We start from the raw sequence: 21193 nt of genomic DNA, 5'->3' as shown, positions 1-21193 counted from the left end.
GCGCATCCCAGCCTCTCCTCACCGGACCCGTTTCATGAGCGATCACAATCCCGGCCTGCGCCCCTGGCGCGACATTGCGCGGCGCGACTGCCGTCAGATCATGGTCGGCAACGTCCCCGTCGGCGGCGGCGCGCCGATCACCGTGCAGACGATGACCAACACGCCGACGAGTGATCCCGTCGCGACCATCGACCAGATCCGCCGCTGCGAGGATGCGGGCGCCGACCTGATCCGCGTCTCCTGCCCCGATACCGACAGCACCGCGGCGCTCGGCAAGATCGTCCGCGCCGCGCGCATTCCGATCATCGCCGACATCCATTTCCACTATAAGCGCGCGCTCGAAGCCGCCGACGCCGGCGCCGCCTGCCTGCGCATCAATCCCGGCAACATCGGCTCGTCGGAGCGCGTCGGCGAGGTCGTCCGCGCCGCCAAGGCGAACGGCTGCGCGATCCGCATCGGCGTCAATGCGGGCAGCCTCGAAAAGGATCTGCTCGAAAAATATGGCGAGCCCTGCCCCGAGGCGCTGGTCGAAAGCGCGCTCGACCATATCAAGCTGCTGCAGGACCACGACTTCCACGAATATAAGGTCGCGGTGAAGGCGAGCGACGTCTTCCTCGCCGTCGCCTCCTATATGCAGCTCGCCGAAGCGGTCGATTGTCCGCTCCACCTCGGCATCACCGAAGCCGGCGGGCTGATCGGCGGCACCGTCAAATCGGCGCTCGGCATCGGCAACCTTCTCTGGGCCGGGATCGGCGACACGATCCGCGTCAGCCTGTCGGCCGAACCCGAAGAGGAAGTGCGCGTCGGCTATGAAATCCTGAAATCACTGGGCCTGCGCACGCGCGGCGTCCGCGTCGTCTCCTGCCCCAGTTGCGCGCGTCAGGGCTTCGACGTCATCCGCACGGTGCAGGCGCTCGAAGACGCGCTCCAGCACATCAAGACGCCGATGTCGCTCTCGGTATTGGGCTGCGTCGTCAACGGCCCCGGCGAAGCGCGCGAAACCGACATCGGCATCACCGGCGGCGGCAACGGCAAGCATATGGTCTATCTCTCGGGCGTCACCGACCACCATGTCGAGGACGCCGACATGATCGCGCACATCGTCAAACTGGTCGAAGCCAAGGCGGCCGCGATCGACGCCGGCAGCGCGGTGAGCATGGACGTGACGCACGGCAAGGCGGCGTAACCCGCCACGACAGCCGCGCTGCGATTTCGGGGTGGGAAGGGACAGGTGGCCCTTTCCCCTTTCGCCATCGACGACAGACCGGAATGGGGTGGAGAGCGGGCGTTGCGGTGAGCCGCTTTGTGGACCCCGGCGAAAGCCGGGGTCCAGAGCGTCGAACGCTGAGGTCGGTGCCGTAAAGCCATGGGCCCCGGCCTTCACCGGGGAACACATATACACGCTGGGCTCACCTCAGTCGTCATCCCGGACTGGATCCGGGATCCATTATTCCGACGCTGAGTGAATGGATCCCGGATCAAGTCCGGGATGACGATGAAGAAGATGTCCGCAATCGGTCGTTAGCCGACATTCGATCCAGATCGGCCGCGAACGGCGACTTTGGGGTCGGAAGCGGGCGTTAACGCATGTGTGGCTATAACGCTTATGACATCGAGATAGGCCCTCCGCACATAGGATCAGAGAGCAATGAAAGTTTATGGGACGGATGTGAACGCAAGCAATCCAGTGGAAGAAACTGGCGTATCGGAACTTAGAGAAGCAACCCTCGTTGTGTCCGTCGAAGATTTGAAGATGATCTCTGAATTTTTTACCGCTTGCTATGATGAGTATTGCGAGAATCCTGAATGGGACCACAAGCACCTCATCGATTTCGCCTACAGGTCGAGATATCAAGGGCCTGATATTATCGTTTATGGCTCGCGCAGCGAATAATAGGAAATAAGCGAGGTAAGTCCGCTATCTGTCGCTTCCCGATGTCGACCTCCCCCGAAAATTGACAACCGCATCGGCGCCCGACAAAGCGCCGGCATGACCCTTGCCATACGCCCCGCCACCCGCGCCGACCTGCCTTTGATCGCGGGCCTCATTCGCGCGCTCGCCGACTATGAAAAGCTTGCCCACGAAGTGCGTTTCGATGACGCCACGCTCGGCACCAAGCTGTTCGGCGAACGCCCCTATGCCGAAGTGGTGATCGGCGAAGTCGATGGCGTGCCACAGGGCTTCGCGCTCTTCTTTCACAATTTTTCGACGTTCGAGGGGAAGCCGGGCATCTATCTTGAAGATCTGTTCGTCCGTCCCGAAGCGCGCGGCGCCGGACTCGGCAAGGCGCTGCTCGCACATCTGGCGCAGCTTTGCGTGGAGCGCGACTGCGCGCGGCTCGAATGGTCGGTGCTCGACTGGAACGCCCCCGCCATCGGCTTCTACCACAGTCTCGGCGCGCGGATGATGGACGAATGGACGGTGATGCGCGTCGATGGCGACGCGCTCCCCGCCCTCGCCCAAGCAGCGACGTCAGCCGCCTGACGCGCCGGGGCGGCGGCGCCGCTCCATCGGCCAGCTCGGCATGTGCGCATCGGACAGGCGTTTTGCCTCGCCCGGCGCAATCCCCAATTCGGTCAGCGCCCGCTCCAGCGCCGCCGCGGCGGGCACCGCGATGTCGGGTTGCACCCCGTCGCCTTCCCAATCCTTCCCCGTCGCCGGATCATAGGTCCGCCCGACCGGGATGAAGGCGGTAAAGCCGCCGCCCAGTTCTTCACCGCGCCCGAAATGATTGGCGCCGCCGGTCGGCGCGCCGATCAGCACACCGCGCCCGCTCGCCTTCATCGCCAACGCGAAATGTTCGGCCGCCGACGCGCTCGCGCCCGACGTCAGAACATAGACTTTTGCCTGCGCCAGCCGCGGGTCGCCGTTCGGTGTCGCCCAATGTTCGCGCGTCACCATGGCGGGGTCGCCCGCGACCGGCCGCATCGAGGGGATGCCGTCGATCGGCGAGCCGCCCTCGGCATCGACCGATGCCCGCGTCGCCATCGCGACGAGCCGCGTCGGCTTCGCGAACAGCCAGGGAAAGATGACGTCCATCTGGTCGATCCCGCCGCCATTGTGCGAACGGATGTCGAAGATGATCGCCTTGGCGTCGGCATGATCGGCCATGAACTGCGCCGCCGCCTGCGTGACCGCCGCGTCGTTCGGAAAGACATTGAAGCGGATGAAAGCAATGCCCGGCGCGATCCAGCCGGGCTGTTCGATCGCGGGCTTTTTCGGGCGCGGCGCGGGCGGTGCGCCGGGCGCCGCATCCGCGCTCTCGGGCGGCTTCACGCGCAGATGCCCGTCGGGCGACACCCCCTGCACCGTCGCGCCCAGCGCCTCGGCGAGCGCCGCGCCGGTCAGCGGCGCATAGCGCCCCGCCGCAATGCCTTCGCGCAGCGCGGCGGCGTAGCGCTTCCCGGTATCGGGATAGACATAATTGGCTTCGAGCTGCGCGGCATAATGTTCGGCGACGACGTCGGACGGCACCGCCGCACCGGCATCGGCCGCCATCGCGGCGGGTGTCGGCAGCATAAGTGCCGCGGGGCTCGCCGCGAGCAGCAGCAGCGACAGGGGAAAACGGCCAGGCATCATATCGGTCTCCATCGAAAGGATATTCGGCGCGACCGGTCCCCGTCCGGCGCCGCGCCGTCCGACGAAGCTGTATCACATCTGCAATACAGATCAACTACAATTGTAGTCGATGGATGATCAGGCGCGTTTACGCCCTAGCCAGATCAGCACGACGCCCAGCACCGCCAGGACTGCGCCGTTGCGCGTCCACACGATGTCGCCCAGCATGAAACTGCTCGCGGGCCAGCGCACGATGTCGAGCCCCTGCAATATCCACAGCCCGCCCATAAGCACCATCGCGACCCCGACGATCGCCGCCAATCCTCTCACGATCTGCATGTCAGCCTCCCCTTTTTCTTGCAGGGAAGCTGACACAAAGCCGCGCCGCTGTCACGCGCGGCGCTGAAGCCCGATCAGCGGCCGCAGCCAGTCGATCCGCCGTCCGCCGAGATAAAAGGCCCAGCATCCCCCGACCGTCGCCGCGACGAGGATCAGGAAGGCCGGCAACGCCGCGACCTGCCCCTGCAACAGCCACCAGCCGACGACGACGATGATCGTCTGATGGACGATGTAAAAGGGGAACACCGCCTCGGCGAGCATGGCGCGCCGTGGATGGTCGCGGTTCGCAAAGCGGTCGGCAATGCCGATCAGCGCGACGATGGTCGCCCAGCCCTGCACCAGCCGCACGACCATGAAGATCGTCACGATTCCCGCCGGGGCCGGGCCTTCGTCCGGCGCGCTCCACATCGCCCAAACGATATAGCCATAGGCGGCGACCGCGAGCGCCGCCGCCGCCGGCCAGCAGCGCGCGACGCTTTCGAAAAGCACCGGCCGCTCGCGAAGTAGCCAGCCGATAAAGAAGGGCACGAGGTAATGGAGATGGTTCGGCCCGTCGTCGACCAGCGCGTGCGTCTCGCGATAGCCCGGAAAGGCGAACAGGATGGCGAGCCATATAGCAAGCGGCGCAATCAGCAGCCCCCAGCCGCCGAGCAACCGCGCCGCACCATCGGCGATCTTGGTCCGCGCCCGCTCGGGCACCAGCACAAGAGCCGCGACCGCGAGCAGCGTGTACGCGAACAGATAGACGACGAACCACAGATGCTGCCACGTCGGCAGCACGATCCCGTCGAGCGTTCCGAAGCGGAAATAGTCGTCGCCCCAGAAGTAGCCGAAACCATGCGCATAACCATGCTGGGTCGCCAACTCGATCCACGGCTGCACCGGAATGACGACGATGATCCCGAAGGCGAGCGGGATCAGCAGCCGTGCGCTGCGCGACCGCAGGAAGGCCCCCGCGCCGCCGAGCTTGGCGAACAGCGCGGCGCTGGCATAACCCGACACGAGGAACAGCAGCGGCAATCGCCAACTGTTCGTCGCCATCATCGGGATTTGCACCCAGTCCATCGGATGCGGCGTTTTGACATGCCACCCCCAAGGCACGAAATACATCCCGATATGATAGAGGATGAGCAGCGCGAACGCGCCGATGCGCAACCAGTCCATCCCATAATGCCGTGTCGTCACCATACCCAAATCTCCTTTGCCGGGGCCCGCCGCAGCCGCTAATCGGGATGGCGGCAGCCGGGCGACGGCGGCGGGACGAATTGCGGAGCCGATGTGACGGAGAAGGACGGGCGAGGGACGAGCGGCGGCGCGACCGGGACGAACGGTTTCGGCCCGCGCGCGCTGACCTTGCTCGCCTTCGGGGCGCTGCTCGCCTACGGACTCATCCGTATCACCTCGAACGTCTATTCCTATCTTGCCGACCGCCGCGCGGCGGGCGTCGATGTGACCGCGGCGACGGCATGGACATACGAAAGCACCAGCCTGCTCGCCTGGGCGCTGATGATGATCGTCTGCTGGTTCAGCGTCCGCACCGTCCGCCCACCGCGCTTCGGCTGGCGCACGGCGGTCGCGATCCATGCCGCGCTCGCCTTTCCCGTGTCGCTCGCGCATATCGCGCTGATGGTCGGCTTTCGCATGCTCGCGTGGCGGCTATCGGGCGGCACCTATCATTTCGAATCGCCCGACGGGACGCCGGTCTTTTATGAATTGCGCAAGGATCTGGCGACTTATGCCGAGCTGATCCTGCTCATGTTCCTGATGCAGTGGCTGATCGACCGTTACGCCATGCCGCCGGTCGGAATCGTCGCGCCGACGACGCTCGCGGTCGGCGACGGATCGGTCACGCACCACTTGCCGGTCGCCGAGATCGAGCATGTCACCGCAGCGGGCAATTATGTCGAGATCGCATGGCGTGGCCAGCGCCTGCTCCACCGCGCGACATTGAGCGCGATCGAAGCCGAACTGGCCCACGCGGGCTTCGTCCGCATCCACCGCGGACGCATCGTCCGAAAACAGGCGGTCCGGCGCGTCGTCACACACAAGAGCGGCGATTTCGAGGTCGAGATGGAAAGCGGCGAGATGCTCCGCGGCAGCCGGCGATTCCGGGAGAATCTGGAGGGCTGAAACGCCTTAATCGAGCACCCGCCACGCCAGCTCGGCGAACTCGCAAAGCAGCGGCCGCGTATCCCGGGGATCGATGATGTCCTCGACCCCGAATTTCTCGGCGGTGCGGAACGGCGAGCGGACGCGGTTGAGCCGTTCGCGGATCGCTTCCAGATGCGCCGCTGGATCCTCCGCGGCCTCGAGCTCGCTCTTGTACGCGACCTCGACCCCGCCCTCGATCGGCAGGCTGCCCCAGTCGCCCGAGGGCCACGCAAAGCGGTACTGGAAGCGCTCGGCGTTCGACATCGCGCTGCCCGCGATGCCATAGGCGCGCCGCACGACGACCGACGCCAGCGGCACGCTCGCGCGGTAGATTGCGTTCATCGCCTGCACGCCATAGCGGATCGTCCCCGTTCGCTCGGCCTCGCCGCCGATCATGAAGCCCGGATTGTCGACGAGGTGGACGATCGGCAGCCGGAACTGGTCGGCCAGCTTCACAAAACGCTCGGCCTTCTCGCTCGTCTTGGCGTCCCACGATCCGCCCAGATAGGTGGGATCGCTCGCGAGCACCGCGACCGGATAACCGTCCAATCGCGCAAAGGCGGTGATCACCGCTCGCCCCCACCGCGCGCCCATTTCGAAGAAGCTGCCCTGGTCGAACACCGCCCCCGCGATGCGCCGCATCGAATAGACCTGCTTTGCCTCGCGCGGAACGACCGACAGCAGCGCCTCGTCGCGGCGGTCGACCGGATCGCTGCACGGCGTCCGCGTCGCGCGCTCATGGATCGACGACGGCAGGTAGGACAGGAACCAGCGCGCCCGCGCAAAGGCCTCGGCCTCCGACGCCACCTCGTCGTCGACGACGCCGTTGCGCGTATGCACGTCGACCCCGCCCAGTTCCTCGCGGTCGAGCGTGTCGCCGATCGCCGCGGCGACCGCCGGGCCGGCCGCGAACAGTTGCGACAGGCCGCGCACCATGATGCTGTAGTGGCTCGCGACGACGCGCGCCGCGCCCAGCCCCGCGGTCGGCCCGAGCGCCAGCGCGACGACGGGCACGGTATCGAGATTGGCGATGATCTGGTCCCAGCCGGGTACGTGCGGGATATAGGTATAGCCCATATCCTCCAGCGTCTTCACCGACCCGCCGCCGCCGGTGCCGTCGATCATGCGGATCAGCGGCAGGCGATATTCGTGCGCCATCGCCTCGCACTGGATGAACTTGCGGTGCAGCGCCGCATCGGCCGCGCCGCCGCGCACGGTGAAATCGTCGGCGCTCGCCACCACCGGCCGGCCGCCCACATTCGCGCGCCCGAAGATGAAATTGGACGCGGCCAGATCTTCGAGTTCGCCATCGGGGCCATAATCCCCCCGCCCCGCGATCTTGCCGATCTCGCGAAAGCTGCCCGGATCGACGATCGCGGCGAGCCGCGCGCGCGCATCCATCTTGCCGCGGCTGTGCTGGCGCGCGACCTTCTCTTCGCCGCCCATCTTTTCGGCCATCGCGCGCCGCGCGGAAAGCTCGTCGACTTCCTTTTTCCAGCTCATGCCGATCAGGCTAGCTTACGTTGACGGAAACGTCATTCCGATTCTTCGCGCGCGCTGCTACCGTCGCGCGATGACCCGCCGCTTCGCCCTCGCGCTTGCCGCCGCGCTCGCTCTGACATCCCCTCTTTCCGCCACAGCGGCGCCGCGCGCGATGCCCGGTGTTGCCGAACCCTACAAGACCGACGCTTTCGATCCCGACGACGATCCGATGGCCGCCATCGACGCCGCGCTCGCCGCCGCCAGCGCATCGGGCAAGCGCGTGCTGCTCGTCATGGGGACGGGCACCTGCCACGACAGCGCGTGGCTCGCCAATCTGCTCGCGACAGATCGGTTCGCCCCGGTGCGGAGCCGCTATATTGTCGTATTTGCCGATATCGGGATGCCGCACGCCGGCCTCGTCCGGCATCCCGAGGTGCCGGCGCGCTTCCGTTTCAAAATCAAGGGCACCCCGACCGTCGCGATCCTCGACGGCGACGGCCGCGTGCTCAACCGCAAGGCGGCGCCCAAATGGCGCAATGCCGCGAGCCGCAGCGACGACGACATCTATAACGAACTTATGGGAGAGGAAAACTGATGGCGGATATGAACCTTGGCGGTCGCACCGCGCTCGTCACCGGGGCATCGCGCGGGATCGGCCGCGGCATCGCGCTGGCGCTCGCCGGGGCGGGCGCCGACGTTGCGGTCAACTACACCCGCGACGCGGACGCCGCCGCCGAAACCGTCGCGGCGATCCAGGCGCTCGGCCGCCGGGCCAAGGCCTATCAGGCGTCGGTCACCGACGAGGCGGCGAGCGCTGCGATGGTCGCCGCGATCGAGGATGATTTCGGGCCGATGTCGATCCTGATCAACAATGCCGGCATCGCCAGCCGCGGCCGGACCGTCGCCGACACCGACGCCGCCGAGGTCGAAAAGCTCCTTGCGGTCCACGCGGTCGGCGCGCACCGGCTGAGCCGCCTCGCGCTGCCGCAGCTTCGCCAGCATGCGCGCAGCGATGTGATCGTCATTTCCAGCGTCGCCACGCTGCAGCACAGCGCCAACAGCGCCCCCTACACCATGGCCAAGGTCGCGGGCGAAGCGCTCGCCCTCGCGCTTGCCAAGGAAGAACTTCGGAACGGCGTGCGCGTTAATATTGTCGCTCCGGGCCTGACGATCAGCGACATGGGCGAACGACTGGCGCAGGCGATCACGGGTAATCCCGACATTCACCATCTCGACGCCAAATTCCCCTTCGGCCGTGTGTCCGATCCCTCCGATGTCGCTGCGGCGGTGCTTTGGTTCGTCAGCGACGCCAACCCCTATTGCTCGGGTCAGAAACTCAACATCGACGGCGCGGGGCAGGCGACTTTCCGATAAGCCCTTCTCGTCATTGCGAGCGGCGGAGCCGCGTGGCAAATCAGAGTAGTGCAAACCGCCCTGGATTGCTTCGCTCCGCTCGCAATGACGACCTGATGCAGGGATCGACCGTATGAAATTCATCGCCGCCGCCACTCTCGCGTTCGTCCTCGCCGGCTGCGCCACCGCACAGTCGAAGGAGGTGCGGCCCGCGTCCGAAAAGCCCGCCCCCGACGAACCGATGTTCACCCCCACCGAGGTCGAAAGCCGCGGCTCGGTGACGGTCGGCGGCGTCGCCATCCCCTATCGCGCCGTCGCGGGCACGCTGGTCGTCCACCCCAGGGGCTGGGACGACACCGTCGCCATTGAACGCAAGCGCGACAAGGACGCTGCGGCCGAGGTTCCGGCGTCCGAAGCCTCGATGTTCTACACCGCCTATTTCAAGGAGGGCGCGCCCGCCGAAGCGCGGCCGATCACCTTTCTGTTCAACGGCGGGCCCGGATCGCCAACCTTGTGGCTCCACATGGGAGCCTATGGCCCCCAGCGCGTCGAAACCCCCGATCTTGCCCACGGCAGCGCACCCTATCGCACCGTTCCCAACGAGCACAGCCTGCTCGACGTCTCCGACCTCGTCTTTATCGACGCGCCCGGCACCGGCTTCAGCCGCGTCGCCGGCAAGGACAAGGACAAGGCATGGTTCGGCGTCGATCAGGATATCCACGCCTTCACGGTCTTCGTCCGCGATTTCCTGTCGAAATACGGCCGCTGGAAATCGCCCAAATATCTCTACGGCGAAAGCTATGGGACGATGCGCGCGGCGGGGATGACGCTGGCGCTGCAACGGCAGGACATCGACCTCAACGGCGTCATCCTGCTTTCGGACATTTTGAACTGGGATCTCGTCCCCGACGATCCGCAGGTCAATCCGGGGGTCGACCTTCCTTATATCGTCTCGCTGCCAACCTATGCCGCGACCGCATGGTATCACAAACGCGCGGGCATGGGACGCGAGCTCGCGCCCTTCCTGAAAGAGGTCGAGGCCTTTGCGACCGGCGACTATGCGCTCGCGCTGCTCAAGGGCAACGCCCTGCCCGACGCCGACCGGCAGGCGATGGCGACCAGACTCCACGGATATACCGGCCTGCCGGTCGACTATCTGCTCAAGACCAATTTGCGCATCGAATATGGCGCGCTGCAAAAGGAACTGCTCGCCGACAAGGGCGAAACCACCGGCACGCTCGACACCCGCTTCACCGGGGCGACGCTCGATCCGCTCAGCAAGACCGCATCCTACGATCCGCAGGGCAGCGCGATCGGCGCCGCCTACATCGCGGCGTTCAACGACTATGTCCGCGGCATCCTGGGCTATGGCGCAGGCAAGCATTATGAAGGCGGGCTCGATGTCTATGGCAGCTGGGATTACAAGCATCAGCCGCCCGGCGCCGGCCAGCCGCTGATCGCGCTCCCCAACGTCCTCCCCGACTTGGCGGTCGCGATGAAGCAGAATCCGAAGCTGAAGCTGCTGGTGACGGGCGGCTATTTCGACATTTCTACGCCCTATTTCGCCGGCCGCTACGAACTCGCGCACTTGCCCGTGCCCAAGCAATTGCAGGCGAACATCGCATACAAATATTACCCCTCGGGCCACATGGTTTATGTGAACCCGACGCTGTTGTCGGAAATGCACAGCGACGTAGCCGACTTCATCCGGCGAACGGACGGGATCGATTGATCTTCGGTCTCATTCCGCGTCGTCATTGCGAGCGAAGCGAAGCAATCCAGAGTTGGAATACGCCGCTCTGGATTGCTTCGCTTCGCTCGCAATGACGAATCCCGGCGATCAATATAAAGCCCTCCCCATGCGCCCCGATTCGCCCTCGCCCGTCATCCCCTTCCTCGTCGCCTGCGCAGGGATCGCGACCTTTTCAGCGATGGATGTGCTGATGAAGGGGCTCTCGATCGACATCGGCGCCTATAATGCCGTGCTCTGGCGCACCGGCGCCGGCACTCTGTTCAGCGGCCTCCTCTACCTCGCCTCGCGACCCGCCGCCTGGCCCGATGCCGCGACGATGAAGATCCACGCGGTGCGCGCGCTGTTCGTCGCGGGGATGGCGATCACCTTCTTCTGGGCGCTCGCGCGGTTGCCGATGGCCGAAGCGATCGCGCTCGCCTTCGTGGCGCCGCTGATGACGCTCTACATGGCCGCGATATTCCTAGGGGAGAAGATCGGGCCGCGGTCGATCGCCGCCTCTATGCTCGGGCTGGTCGGCGTCGTGGTCATCGTCGCGGGCAAGCTCGGACAGGGGCAATATGAGGCGGAGGCGTTGCTCGCGGTCGGTGCGGTGTTCCTGTCGGCGATCTTCTACGCCTACAACCTCATCCTCGCGCGGCGGCAGGCCAAGATGGCCGAACCGATGGAAATCGCCTTCTACCAGAATCTGTTCGTCACCCTGTTCCTCGGCCTCGGCGCGCCGTGGTTCGCAGTGCCGCCGGGCAGCGCCCATGCGCCGCACATCGTCGGCGCCGCGATTCTCGCGACGATCTCCCTGCTGCTCCTGAGCTGGGCCTATGCCCGCGCCGAGGCGCAGATCCTCGCGACGACCGAATATACGGGCTTCCTCTGGGCGATGATGTTCGGCTGGTATTTCTACGCCGAACCGGTGACGCTGCCGACCATCGCCGGCGCGCTGCTGATCGTCGCCGCCTGCCTGATCGTCGCGCGCAAGACCCCGCAGCTCGATCCGATCGAGCCCGCGGCCGCCTAGACCGCCGCGCGCGCGAGCCGGTCGTTGATCGCCGCGCCCAGCCCTTCAGCGGGGATCGCCGCGACAGCGATGCGCGGCTTCGCGCTCGCCGCCCCCGCGTGCAGCGCATCGAACAGATGCGCCGCAGCCTCGGTCAGGTCGCCCGCCGCGCTCAGATTATAGTCGCCGGCCAGCGCGCCGAAACCGATGCCATATTCGTCCGCCGCGAAGTCGCGCGCGCCCAGCCGCACCGGCTTGCCCGGCGCATAATGGCTGGCGAGCATCCCCGGCGCGACGATCTCCGATCCCGCAACGCCCGTCACCGGCAGGCCGCTGGCCGCGCCCAGCATCGCGGCGGTCACCGGCCCCGGCCGCAGCACCTCGACCGCGCCGTCCGTCACCCGCGCGATCGTCGATTCGACCCCCGCCATGGTCGCGCCATCGTCGATCACCAGCGCGACCCGGCCGTCGAGGCTCGCGAGCACATGCTCCGCCTTGGTCGGGCTCACGCGGCCGCTCGCATTGGCGCTCGGCGCGGCGAGCGGCGCGCCAGTCGCGGCGAGCAATGCCTGCATCGCGCGGTGTCCCGGCACGCGCAGCGCGATGGTATCGAGCCCCGCCGTCGCGATACGCGCCACCGGACAATCGGCCGTGCGCGGCACCACCAGCGTCAGCGGCCCCGGCCAGAACGCCGCCGCGAGCGCCCGCTCCGCCGCACCGAACACACCCAGCCGCTCGGCCGCCGCCAGGTCGGGGACATGAACGATCAGCGGGTTGAAATCGGGGCGCCCCTTCGCGGCATAGATGCGCGCGACCGCCTGCGGGTTGCGCGCGTCGGCGGCAAGCCCATAAACCGTCTCGGTCGGCACCGCGACCGGCTGCCCCGCCGCGATCAGCTCTGCTGCGCGCGCGATGGCATCGGCCCCATAGGGCGCGACCTTTGTTGCCACACTCTCGTTTTGACGCTCGGCCATGCCGCGCTATAGCGCCGGGCGCAACGGAATCACCCCCAAAAGCGGGAAACCCCATGACCTATACGGCGCCGACCACCGAACAGCTCTTTGTCCTCCAGCATATCGCGCGCATCGATGCGATGGCGCAGCACGACCGCTTTGCGGCGGCGACCCCCGATATGGTCGAGGCGATCGTCACCGGCATCGGCGACTTCGCGGCCGAGGTCTATGCCCCGCTCAACCGCGTCGGCGACACCCAGAACCCCATATGGCAGGACGGCAAGGTCACGATGCCCCCGGGCTTCAAGGAAGCCTATAAGCAGTTCGTCGAAGCCGGCTGGGGCAGCATCGACGGCCCCGCCGCCTATGGCGGACAGGATCTGCCCTTCACCCTCGCGACGGTGATCATCGAGTCGCTGGGCAGCGCCGACATGGGCTTCACCCTCTGCAACATCCTGACCCCCGGCGCGATCCACGCGCTGATGGCCTATGGCACCGAGGAACAGCGCCAGACCTGGCTGCCCAAGCTCGTCACCGGCGAATGGAACGGGACGATGAACCTGACCGAACCCGCCGCGGGCAGCGATGTCGGCGCGCTGCGCTCGACCGCCGAAAAGGTCACCGAAGGCCCGAACGCGGGTCTCTACAAGATCAAGGGCCAGAAAATCTTCATCACCTTCGGCGAGCATGATCTCACCGACAATATCGTCCACCTCGTTCTCGCGCGCACCCCCGGCGCGCCCGAGGGAACGCGTGGCATCTCGCTCTTCCTCGTCCCCAAATACCGCCTCGACGCGGACGGCAATCCCGCCATCTCGAATGGCGTCCATTGCGCCTCGATCGAGCACAAGCTCGGCATCCACGGCTCGCCAACCGCGGTGATGGTCTATGGCGAGGGCGAGGATTGCCTGGGCGAGATCGTCGGCGACGAGATGGGCGGGATGCGCGCGATGTTCGTGATGATGAACAACGCCCGCCTGATGGTCGGCTGCCAGGGCGTCCAGATCGCCGAGCGTGCGACGCAGCAGGCGCAGCGCTACGCCGCCGAGCGCGTCCAGTCGTCGCTCGCGGGCAGCGCCGACCGCACCCCCGTCACTATCGAGCACCACCCCGACGTCAAGCGCATGCTGTGGCGGATGCGCGCCCAGACCGAGGCGGCGCGCGCGCTGATCTATTATGCGTCGGCACAGACCGATTTCGGCAAGCTCGGCGACGAAGCCGCCGCGCTGCGCGCCGAAATCCTCATTCCCCTGGCAAAGGCGCACGCGACCGACATCGGCTGCGAGGTCGCCAGCCTCGGCGTGCAGGTGCACGGCGGCATGGGCTTCATCGAGGAAACCGGCGCCGCGCAGCATTATCGCGACGCGCGCATCGCGCCGATCTACGAAGGTACCAACGGCATCCAGGCCGCCGACCTTGTCGGGCGCAAGCTCGGCATGGCGGGCGGCGAAGGCGTGCGCAGCCTGCTCGCCGACATCGCGCACGGCGCCGTCGGCCATCCCGAACTCGCCGACCTCGCCGTCGCCTGCACCGCGGTCACCGACTGGCTCGAACAGGCGAACGCGCCCGACCGGCTCGCGGGCAGCTATCCCTATCTCACGATGCTGGCGACCGCGACCTGCGGCTGGCTGATGGCGGTAGAGCAGCAGGGCGCGCGCGCCGCGCTCGACGCCGGCGAGGGCGATACCGCCTTCCTCGAAGCGAAAATCGCCTCGACGCGCTTCTATCTGCAACAGATCGTGCCCGCGGCAACCGGCCTCGCGCCCTCGGCGCTCGCCGGCGACGCCGCGCTGGAGCCGCTGCCGCGCCTTGGTTGACGCCGGAAAAGCCGCGCCGCGCATCGCGATCGGGCGGCGCGGTTTCGCGGCATGATTAACGCGATGCTAACCAGGTTCAGTTAACGCCAGCGGGTCATTTTGGAGACCCGTGCGTGCCGGTTAAGGTCAAGAGCCTTTTCATCAGTTGGCGGACGATCGCGCTGGCGCTGCTGCTCAGCGTGGCCGCGGGCCTGTCGTCGATCGCCGAACCGATCGATCGCATCATCGAAAGTGCTGTCGGTGCCGTCGCCTGGCGCCCGGTGTCGGGCGACATCGTCGTCGTCGCCCTCGACGACCGGACGATCGAAAAATATGGCCGTGACGATTTCTCGGTCCGCCGCCACGCGCAAGTCATCGATGCGATCGATCGCGCCGGCGCCAAGCGGCTGTTCGTCGACTTCACCTATGAACGCCGCCGCAACGACCGCGACCTCCCGCTACTGACCGATGCGGTCAAGCGGATGCATGACCGCATCATCCTTGCCGCTTCTACAAAATGGGTGCGCGGGACGACCGCCGAACTGGCAAACTTGCCCGGCCCGGGGTTCGGGAATGAAGTCCAGACCGGGGTCATCGGTTGGGAATTTGCGTTTTGGCAAGTTTGGCGCATTCCCGCCGCCGTGATGGTCGACGGCAGGATCGATCCCAGCTTTTCAGCGATGATGGCCGATTTCCATCCGCAGAAGGCCAGCGTCTATGCTCTCGATTACTCCTATAACGTAAATTCCATCCCGACTTACAGTGCCGCAGATGTGCTGGCGGGCAAGATCGGCAAACGCGAGTTGGCAGGGAAAGACGTCATCTTCGCCCCGACAGCCGAGTCATTCCAGGATATCCACTATCTGCCCGGCAAGGATCGCGTGCCCGGCGCCTACATCCATATCGTAGGTGCCGAGACGTTGAAGCGTGGAATACCTTTTGACATCGGCTGGGCGCCTGCATTCCTGCTCGCCGTGATTGCGCTGATTACCGCCTTGTCGCGTCGCCAGACACGGTGGTTCAATATCGCGGTTGTCACCACGGTTTCGGCCCTGATCATTGGCAAGCTGGTGTTGATGACCATGCTGATCAGCAGTTCGATCGGTGCCGCTCTGTTTTTTGTCGCCACGGTTTCGGCGAATGTGTCGCGGTCGAGGCGCAGGCGGTCGGCGCAGCGTGAGAACCCGCTGTCCGGACTACCCAATTTCGAAGCATTGCGCACGCAGCAGTCTTTCGGCAGCGCAACTGTCATTGCCGCTAAGGTGATCAACTTCGAAGATCTTGCCGCCTTCATTCCGGGCGACGGGATCGGCAAACTCGTCGATCAGGTGACCCGTCGGCTTCAGCTCGCTTCGCAGGGCACTACCCTCTACCACGATCTCGACGGCACCTTCGCATGGCTGGTGCCCTATTATCAGCACAGCCAGATCGAAACGCAGCTCATGGGGCTGGCGGCGCTGTTCAACGCGCCGCTGACCATCGACGAGTTGAAGGTCGACGTGTCGATGGCTTTCGGGGTCAATGACGAGTTCGAAGGCTCGAACGCGCAGCGGCTCGCCGCCGCGCTGGTCGCCGCCGAAAAATCGATCCGCAGCCGCGTCCTGTGGACCAAATATACGCCGCAGCAAAAGGACGATGCCGGCTGGCAGCTCAGCTTCCACTCGCAGCTCGAGGATGCACTCAACGCGGGCGACATCTGGGTCGCCTTCCAGCCGCAATACCGGATCGCGACGCGGCAGCTCGTCGGCGTCGAGGCGCTCGTGCGCTGGACGCATCCGACGCGCGGGCCGATCTCGCCCGACGAATTCATCGTTCAGGCCGAAAAGAGCCAGGACATTTATCGCCTGACCCTGTTCGTCATGGACCAGGCGATCCGTTCGGCGGCGCAGTTGCAGAAACTCGGCACTGAAATTCACATGTCGGTTAATCTCTCGGCGACCCTGCTCGATCACAAGGATCTCGTCTCGACGATCCGCGTCATGCTCAGCGCGCATCATCTGCCGCCCGAACGGCTGACCATCGAAATCACCGAAACCGCACAGATCGAAAACAGCCTCCAGGCCCGCCAGACGCTGGCGCAGATCCGCCGCGCCGGCATGCGCCTGTCGATCGACGACTATGGCACGGGGCAGTCAAACCTCGAATATCTGACCGAAATCGAGGCTGACGAAATCAAGATCGACAAGCGATTCGTGATGACCATGCGCGATTCGCAGCGCAACCTCGAAGTGGTTAAATCGACCATCGATCTCGCCCACCGCCTGGGCGCCACCGCGGTCGCCGAAGGCATCGAAGATGCGCAAACGATGGCGCTTCTCGATCAGCTTGGCTGCGATATCGGCCAGGGCTATCTGCTTGGCAAACCACAGCTAATTGGCGACCTCCTCGCCAGCCTCTCCCCGCCCTCCGACAGCCGCCGCGCCTAAGGTGCCAGATTGGCAGGGAATTTATAGTTAAGACTCGATTTACCATGTCGATTAAGGTATACGCTCCGTTAACTGTTCTTCGTGGGCAGTACCGACAGGAGATCTGACATGGGTTGGTTTTGGCGATTCCTGGGTGGCGGCGGCTCCGGCAACGGCGGCGCGTCGGCCTAACCCGAACGAATTTCAAAGATTGGGCCTCGGCATTGCCGGGGCCTTTTCTTTTGGAGCAAGGCCCTCCGTCCGAAGCACCCCGATATCTTGTGCCGTCGCTCCGATTTTTTGCGACAGCGATGCTCTTTCGCCACATATGGCCGAACCCCGCGGAAACGCAGGCGATAACCCCCTGAGGCGTGCTTTTCCATCGACGAGTTGAATCAAATCAGCGACGAACCGAGTCCCTAATCTGTCATTTACTCTCTTGCATCGCGGCGCCGACGTGGCACTATAGATGGTGGGTAGACCACGGGGGCACCCCAAGAATTAGTATGCGGCCGAAAATGGCGGATTTCCGCGCTCCATCCCATATGGGGGCGGGAAACAGCTTTTTGCGTCCGAAAATAAGTGCCACCCGGCGGTCGAATGGTGCTAGGCTGGGGCTTCGCCCTGAGTCGAACAAGACGGGAACAGACTGCGCCGCTGCGCGGTCGGAAAACGGGGCATTGAAACATGGATTTTCGCGAGACCGAACGGGTGGAGACAGGCGACGTGGCGACGGTGGAACTGACGAAGAATGACGCTCCGGCAGCGCCCGAATCGGGTGCCGAATCAAAGGCTGCGGCACCCGCCGCAAAGCTCAACGATTCGTCGGAGCCCAAGGTGCATGCGCGCCGATTCGAGGTCGTCACCGATTCGTCGCGCGATTCGCTGCTGACCGACTTCGGCAAGGAAACCTTGCAGGACCGCTATCTGCTCCCCGGCGAATCCTATCAGGATCTCTTCGCCCGCGTCGCCTCGGCCTATGCCGACGATGCAGACCATGCGCAGCGCCTCTACGACTATATCTCGAAGCTGTGGTTCATGCCCGCCACCCCCGTTCTTTCAAACGGCGGCACCGGCCGCGGCCTGCCGATCAGCTGCTACCTCAATTCGGTCGACGACAGCCTCGAAGGGATCGTCGGCACCTGGAACGAGAATGTCTGGCTCGCTTCGCGCGGCGGCGGCATCGGCACCTATTGGGGCGCGGTGCGCGGCATCGGCGAACCCGTCGGTTTGAACGGCAAGACCAGCGGTATCATCCCCTTCGTTCGCGTGATGGACTCGCTCACCCTCGCCATCTCGCAGGGCAGCCTCCGCCGCGGCTCGGCCGCCTGCTATCTCGACATCTCGCACCCCGAGATCGAGGAGTTCCTCGAGGTTCGCAAGCCGTCGGGCGACTTCAACCGCAAGGCGCTGAACCTCCACCACGGCGTCCTCATTACCGACGAATTCATGGAAGCGGTGCGCGACGGCAAGGAATTCAACCTCCGCTCGCCCAAGGACCAGAGCGTCCGCGGCACCGTCGACGCGCGCTCGCTGTTCCAGAAGCTCGTCGAGACGCGCCTCGCGACGGGCGAGCCCTACATCATCTTCATCGACCAGGTGAACCGCATGATGCCCAAGCATCATCGCGATCTCGGGCTCAAGGTGTCGACCTCGAACCTCTGCTCGGAAATCACGCTGCCGACGGGCCGCGACCATCTCGGCAACGATCGCACCGCGGTCTGCTGCCTCTCGTCGCTGAACCTCGAAACCTGGGACGAGTGGAACGGCGACAAGCGTTTCATCGAAGATGTGATGCGCATGCTCGACAATGTCCTGCAGGACTATATCGACCGCGCCCCGCCCGAAATGGCGCGTGCAAAATATAGCGCCAGCCGCGAACGCTCGGTCGGGCTCGGCGTCATGGGCTTCCACAGCTTCCTCCAGGCGCGCGGCCTGCCGTTCGAGGGCGCGATGGCGAAGTCGTCGAACCTGCGCATCTTCAAGCATATCCGCGCGCAGGTCGATCAGGCGTCGATGCTGCTCGCCAACGAGCGCGGCCCCTGCCCCGACGCCGCCGATCAGGGCGTGATGGAGCGCTTTTCGTGCAAGATGGCGATCGCGCCGACCGCGTCGATCAGTATCATCTGCGGCGGCACCAGCGCGTGCATCGAGCCGATCCCGGCGAACATCTATACGCACAAGACGCTCTCGGGCAGCTTCTCGATCCGCAACCCGCACTTGGAAGCGCTGCTCGTCGACAAGGCGAAGAACAGCGACAATATCTGGAACTCGATCCTCGAGCGGGGCGGCAGCGTCCAGCACCTCGACTTCCTGACGCAGGACGAGAAGGACTGTTTCAAGACCAGCTTCGAGATCGACCAGCGCTGGCTGCTCGAACTCGCCGCCGACCGCACGCCCTATATCGACCAGGCGGCGTCGCTGAACCTGTTCATCCCGGCGGACGTCGAGAAATGGGATCTGCTCATGCTCCACTACCGCGCGTGGGAGCTCGGCATCAAATCGCTCTACTATCTCCGCTCGAAATCGGTGCAGCGCGCCGGCTTCGCGGGCGGGGTCGAAGCCGACAACACGCCCGAGGCCGCGAAGTTCGAGCTATCGGCCGAGAGCACCGATTATGACGAGTGCCTGGCCTGCCAATAAGGCCGCCCTCCCCCATCCTGTCATTCCCGCGAAAGCGGGAACCCAGGGCGGGGTTACGCAACACTGGGTCTCCGCTTTCGCGGGGATGACAAAGTAAAGATCGAACCCGAGGAAACGCCATGCCCCTTCTCGAAGCCCGCAAGACCTACAAGCCCTTCGAATATCCCTGGGCCTATGATTTCTGGAAACGCCAGCAGCAGATCCACTGGATGCCCGAGGAAGTGCCGCTGGGCGAGGATTGCCGCGACTGGGCGCAGAAGATCAGCGACCATGAGCGCAATCTGCTCACCCAGATCTTCCGCTTCTTCACCCAGGCCGATGTCGAGGTGCAGGATTGCTACCACGACAAGTACGGCCGCGTGTTCAAGCCGACCGAGGTCAAGATGATGCTGACCGCGTTCAGCAACATGGAAACCGTCCACATCGCCGCTTATTCGCACCTGCTCGACACGATCGGCATGCCCGAAAGCGAATATGGCATGTTCCTCGAATATGACGAGATGCGCGCCAAGCACGACTATCTCGGCACCTTCGGCGTCGACAGCGACGAGGATATCGCGCGCACGCTCGCGATGTTCGGCGGCTTTACCGAAGGCTTGCAGCTTTTCGCCAGCTTCGCGATGCTGATGAACTTCCCGCGCTTCAACAAGATGAAGGGCATGGGCCAGATCGTCAGCTGGTCGGTGCGCGACGAAAGCCTGCACTGCGAAGGCATCACGCGCCTGTTCCACGCCTTCGTCAAGGAACGCGACTGCCTGACCAAGAGCGTCCGCGAAGACATCATCGACTGCTGCCAGAAGACCGTGCGGCTCGAGGATGCGTTCATCGACCTCGCCTTCGAACAGGGCCCGGTCCCCGGCATGACGCCCAAGGAGATCAAGCGCTACATTCGCTACATCGCCGACTGGCGCCTGGGACAGCTCGGTTTCCAGCCGATCTACATGATCGACGAACACCCGCTGCCCTGGCTCGCCCCGCTGCTGAACGGCGTCGAGCACGCCAATTTCTTCGAAACGCGCGCCACCGAATATTCGAAGGCCGCGACGCGCGGCGACTGGAACACCGTGTGGACCAGCTTCGACAGCCGCAAGAAGGCCAAGGCGAACGACGACCCGGCCGCCGCGAGCAGCGACGATGGCGGCGACGACATGTTCAAACAGGCCGGCATCGCCGCCGAATAACCAACACCCCCCCTTCAGAGCCTGCCCCGGCGCAGGCCGGGGGGAGGGGCAGCGAAGCCTGCCGGCTTGCTGGCTTGGCGAAGCGGGGTGGGCCAAACGGCCCGAACCGATGATCGAAAAGAGACGTCGCAAATGACCGACAAGAAAAAACTGAAACTCCTGATCCTCAGCCAGCCGCAACGCGCCTGCCTGGAGGGCCTGTCAAACCGCCGCCCCCAACTCCCCACCGACCCCGTCCGCGACGAACTCATCGCGCTGGGCTTGGTGGCGCAACAGGGCGCGAAATGGACGCTGACCCCGACGGGCAAGAAAGTGCTGGCGGCGGGATCGAACCGCCGGAATAAGGGTGGGTTTTCGGTTTGAAATGCGGCTTAGCAATCAAGTTCGTGATGATGGAAATTATGGTGAATTGAAATCTGCGGAGCACAAGATGACCACCATTGCCAAATTACCTGCAAGCCTATCGACTGCTGACGCTCGACAACAGGATTTCGGTTTCCTGACCGACGAAGGTGGAACAAAGGTAAACAATTTGGGGATGGGGGTCCTTAGCGATGGCACGCCATTCCTAACGCAGCGTGGCTTGG

At 65.0% G+C, this 21193-nt stretch carries 19 protein-coding genes; 14 read left to right on the top strand and 5 right to left on the bottom strand.

Annotation, left to right across the window (positions count from 1 at the left end; all coding sequences use genetic code 11):
- The first annotated feature begins 34 nt into the window (after window positions 1-34).
- The 3 genes from ispG to STE01S_RS08530 all read left to right on the top strand — a co-directional run bounded on the left by ispG (window position 35) and on the right by STE01S_RS08530 (window position 2485).
- Entirely contained in the window at window positions 35-1186 is a 1152-nt protein-coding gene (gene ispG, locus STE01S_RS08535; protein WP_003038699.1) for a flavodoxin-dependent (E)-4-hydroxy-3-methylbut-2-enyl-diphosphate synthase, read from the top strand.
- Window positions 1187-1648: 462 nt separating this feature from the next.
- Window positions 1649-1894, top strand: coding sequence for a hypothetical protein (locus tag STE01S_RS20355; protein WP_156000812.1), 246 nt, complete (start codon window positions 1649-1651; stop codon window positions 1892-1894).
- Window positions 1895-1990: 96 nt separating this feature from the next.
- On the top strand, window positions 1991-2485 hold the full coding sequence (locus STE01S_RS08530; protein WP_062766977.1) for a GNAT family N-acetyltransferase: 495 nt from the start codon (window positions 1991-1993) through the stop codon (window positions 2483-2485).
- Here the strand turns inward: STE01S_RS08530 and STE01S_RS08525 are convergent.
- From STE01S_RS08525 to STE01S_RS08515, 3 genes are all read right to left on the bottom strand, one after another.
- A complete protein-coding gene (locus STE01S_RS08525; protein WP_162928239.1) occupies window positions 2474-3580 on the bottom strand; it encodes a S41 family peptidase in 1107 nt (368 codons plus the stop codon). The genes STE01S_RS08530 and STE01S_RS08525 overlap by 12 nt on opposite strands.
- A gap of 117 nt (window positions 3581-3697) precedes the next feature.
- Window positions 3698-3898 (bottom strand): hypothetical protein, encoded by a 201-nt coding sequence (locus STE01S_RS08520; protein ID WP_062766971.1) that lies wholly within the window; start codon window positions 3896-3898, stop codon window positions 3698-3700.
- Between the two features lie 51 nt (window positions 3899-3949).
- Window positions 3950-5086 (bottom strand): acyltransferase family protein, encoded by a 1137-nt coding sequence (locus tag STE01S_RS08515; protein WP_062766968.1) that lies wholly within the window; start codon window positions 5084-5086, stop codon window positions 3950-3952.
- Window positions 5087-5176: 90 nt separating this feature from the next.
- On the opposite strand from STE01S_RS08515, the gene STE01S_RS08510 reads away from it, so the two are divergent.
- Complete coding sequence (locus STE01S_RS08510) at window positions 5177-6028, top strand: LytTR family DNA-binding domain-containing protein (protein ID WP_062766965.1); 852 nt, start codon at window positions 5177-5179, stop codon at window positions 6026-6028.
- Between the two features lie 6 nt (window positions 6029-6034).
- Here the strand turns inward: STE01S_RS08510 and STE01S_RS08505 are convergent, their stop codons facing one another.
- Complete coding sequence (locus tag STE01S_RS08505) at window positions 6035-7552, bottom strand: acyl-CoA carboxylase subunit beta (RefSeq protein WP_062766963.1); 1518 nt, start codon at window positions 7550-7552, stop codon at window positions 6035-6037.
- A gap of 70 nt (window positions 7553-7622) precedes the next feature.
- Between STE01S_RS08505 and STE01S_RS08500 the strand changes: the two genes are divergently transcribed.
- The 4 genes from STE01S_RS08500 to STE01S_RS08485 all read left to right on the top strand — a co-directional run bounded on the left by STE01S_RS08500 (window position 7623) and on the right by STE01S_RS08485 (window position 11649).
- Entirely contained in the window at window positions 7623-8126 is a 504-nt protein-coding gene (locus STE01S_RS08500) for a thioredoxin family protein (RefSeq protein WP_062766960.1), read from the top strand.
- Window positions 8126-8905 carry an SDR family NAD(P)-dependent oxidoreductase gene (locus STE01S_RS08495; protein WP_003038717.1) on the top strand — a complete coding sequence of 260 codons (780 nt, stop codon included), beginning with the start codon at window positions 8126-8128 and terminating at the stop codon, window positions 8903-8905. The genes STE01S_RS08500 and STE01S_RS08495 overlap by 1 nt, the downstream gene beginning before the upstream one ends.
- 112 nt (window positions 8906-9017) lie before the next feature.
- Window positions 9018-10616, top strand: coding sequence for a S10 family peptidase (locus STE01S_RS08490; protein ID WP_062766957.1), 1599 nt, complete (start codon window positions 9018-9020; stop codon window positions 10614-10616).
- Window positions 10617-10743: 127 nt separating this feature from the next.
- On the top strand, window positions 10744-11649 hold the full coding sequence (locus tag STE01S_RS08485; RefSeq protein ID WP_062767045.1) for a DMT family transporter: 906 nt from the start codon (window positions 10744-10746) through the stop codon (window positions 11647-11649).
- Here STE01S_RS08485 and STE01S_RS08480 read toward each other — a convergent pair.
- The gene (locus STE01S_RS08480) at window positions 11646-12602 is read right to left on the bottom strand and encodes an L-threonylcarbamoyladenylate synthase (protein ID WP_062766954.1); all 957 of its coding nucleotides are present in this window, start codon (window positions 12600-12602) and stop codon (window positions 11646-11648) included. The genes STE01S_RS08485 and STE01S_RS08480 overlap by 4 nt on opposite strands.
- A gap of 53 nt (window positions 12603-12655) precedes the next feature.
- On the opposite strand from STE01S_RS08480, the gene STE01S_RS08475 reads away from it, so the two are divergent.
- The 6 genes from STE01S_RS08475 to STE01S_RS20700 form a co-directional block, all read left to right on the top strand.
- Window positions 12656-14398, top strand: a complete 1743-nt coding sequence (locus STE01S_RS08475) for an acyl-CoA dehydrogenase (RefSeq protein WP_062766951.1) — start codon at window positions 12656-12658, stop codon at window positions 14396-14398.
- 113 nt (window positions 14399-14511) lie between these two features.
- Window positions 14512-16803: an EAL domain-containing protein gene (locus STE01S_RS08470; protein WP_058812468.1), complete on the top strand. Its 2292-nt coding sequence runs from the start codon at window positions 14512-14514 to the stop codon at window positions 16801-16803.
- 666 nt (window positions 16804-17469) lie between these two features.
- Window positions 17470-19425: a ribonucleoside-diphosphate reductase subunit alpha gene (locus STE01S_RS08465; protein ID WP_062766948.1), complete on the top strand. Its 1956-nt coding sequence runs from the start codon at window positions 17470-17472 to the stop codon at window positions 19423-19425.
- A 119-nt stretch (window positions 19426-19544) separates the two neighbouring features.
- Window positions 19545-20606, top strand: a complete 1062-nt coding sequence (locus STE01S_RS08460) for a ribonucleotide-diphosphate reductase subunit beta (protein ID WP_003038741.1) — start codon at window positions 19545-19547, stop codon at window positions 20604-20606.
- A gap of 132 nt (window positions 20607-20738) precedes the next feature.
- Window positions 20739-20969, top strand: coding sequence for a hypothetical protein (locus tag STE01S_RS08455; RefSeq protein WP_062766946.1), 231 nt, complete (start codon window positions 20739-20741; stop codon window positions 20967-20969).
- A 1-nt stretch (window position 20970) separates the two neighbouring features.
- Window positions 20971-21193: hypothetical protein (locus STE01S_RS20700; protein WP_218016979.1), on the top strand; the 223-nt coding region annotated here is incomplete at its 3' end.

The organism is Sphingopyxis terrae subsp. terrae NBRC 15098 (genome assembly GCF_001598815.1).
Taxonomy (GTDB): domain Bacteria; phylum Pseudomonadota; class Alphaproteobacteria; order Sphingomonadales; family Sphingomonadaceae; genus Sphingopyxis; species Sphingopyxis terrae.
The sequence above is the reverse complement of the archived record's forward strand: the minus strand, read 5'-3'. Positions and strand labels throughout refer to the sequence as shown.

Coding starts and splice junctions, on each gene's coding strand:
- STE01S_RS08455 (WP_062766946.1), top strand. CDS start 20,739: ATGACCGACAAGAAAAAACTGAAACTCCTGATCCTCAGCCAGCCGCAA.
- STE01S_RS08525 (WP_162928239.1), bottom strand. CDS start 3,580: ATGATGCCTGGCCGTTTTCCCCTGTCGCTGCTGCTGCTCGCGGCGAGC.
- STE01S_RS08500 (WP_062766960.1), top strand. CDS start 7,623: ATGACCCGCCGCTTCGCCCTCGCGCTTGCCGCCGCGCTCGCTCTGACA.
- STE01S_RS20355 (WP_156000812.1), top strand. CDS start 1,649: ATGAAAGTTTATGGGACGGATGTGAACGCAAGCAATCCAGTGGAAGAA.
- STE01S_RS08505 (WP_062766963.1), bottom strand. CDS start 7,552: ATGAGCTGGAAAAAGGAAGTCGACGAGCTTTCCGCGCGGCGCGCGATG.
- STE01S_RS08520 (WP_062766971.1), bottom strand. CDS start 3,898: ATGCAGATCGTGAGAGGATTGGCGGCGATCGTCGGGGTCGCGATGGTG.
- ispG (WP_003038699.1), top strand. CDS start 35: ATGAGCGATCACAATCCCGGCCTGCGCCCCTGGCGCGACATTGCGCGG.
- STE01S_RS08485 (WP_062767045.1), top strand. CDS start 10,744: ATGCGCCCCGATTCGCCCTCGCCCGTCATCCCCTTCCTCGTCGCCTGC.
- STE01S_RS08465 (WP_062766948.1), top strand. CDS start 17,470: ATGGATTTTCGCGAGACCGAACGGGTGGAGACAGGCGACGTGGCGACG.
- STE01S_RS08475 (WP_062766951.1), top strand. CDS start 12,656: ATGACCTATACGGCGCCGACCACCGAACAGCTCTTTGTCCTCCAGCAT.
- STE01S_RS08460 (WP_003038741.1), top strand. CDS start 19,545: ATGCCCCTTCTCGAAGCCCGCAAGACCTACAAGCCCTTCGAATATCCC.
- STE01S_RS08530 (WP_062766977.1), top strand. CDS start 1,991: ATGACCCTTGCCATACGCCCCGCCACCCGCGCCGACCTGCCTTTGATC.
- STE01S_RS08495 (WP_003038717.1), top strand. CDS start 8,126: ATGGCGGATATGAACCTTGGCGGTCGCACCGCGCTCGTCACCGGGGCA.
- STE01S_RS08480 (WP_062766954.1), bottom strand. CDS start 12,602: ATGGCCGAGCGTCAAAACGAGAGTGTGGCAACAAAGGTCGCGCCCTAT.
- STE01S_RS08490 (WP_062766957.1), top strand. CDS start 9,018: ATGAAATTCATCGCCGCCGCCACTCTCGCGTTCGTCCTCGCCGGCTGC.
- STE01S_RS08515 (WP_062766968.1), bottom strand. CDS start 5,086: ATGGTGACGACACGGCATTATGGGATGGACTGGTTGCGCATCGGCGCG.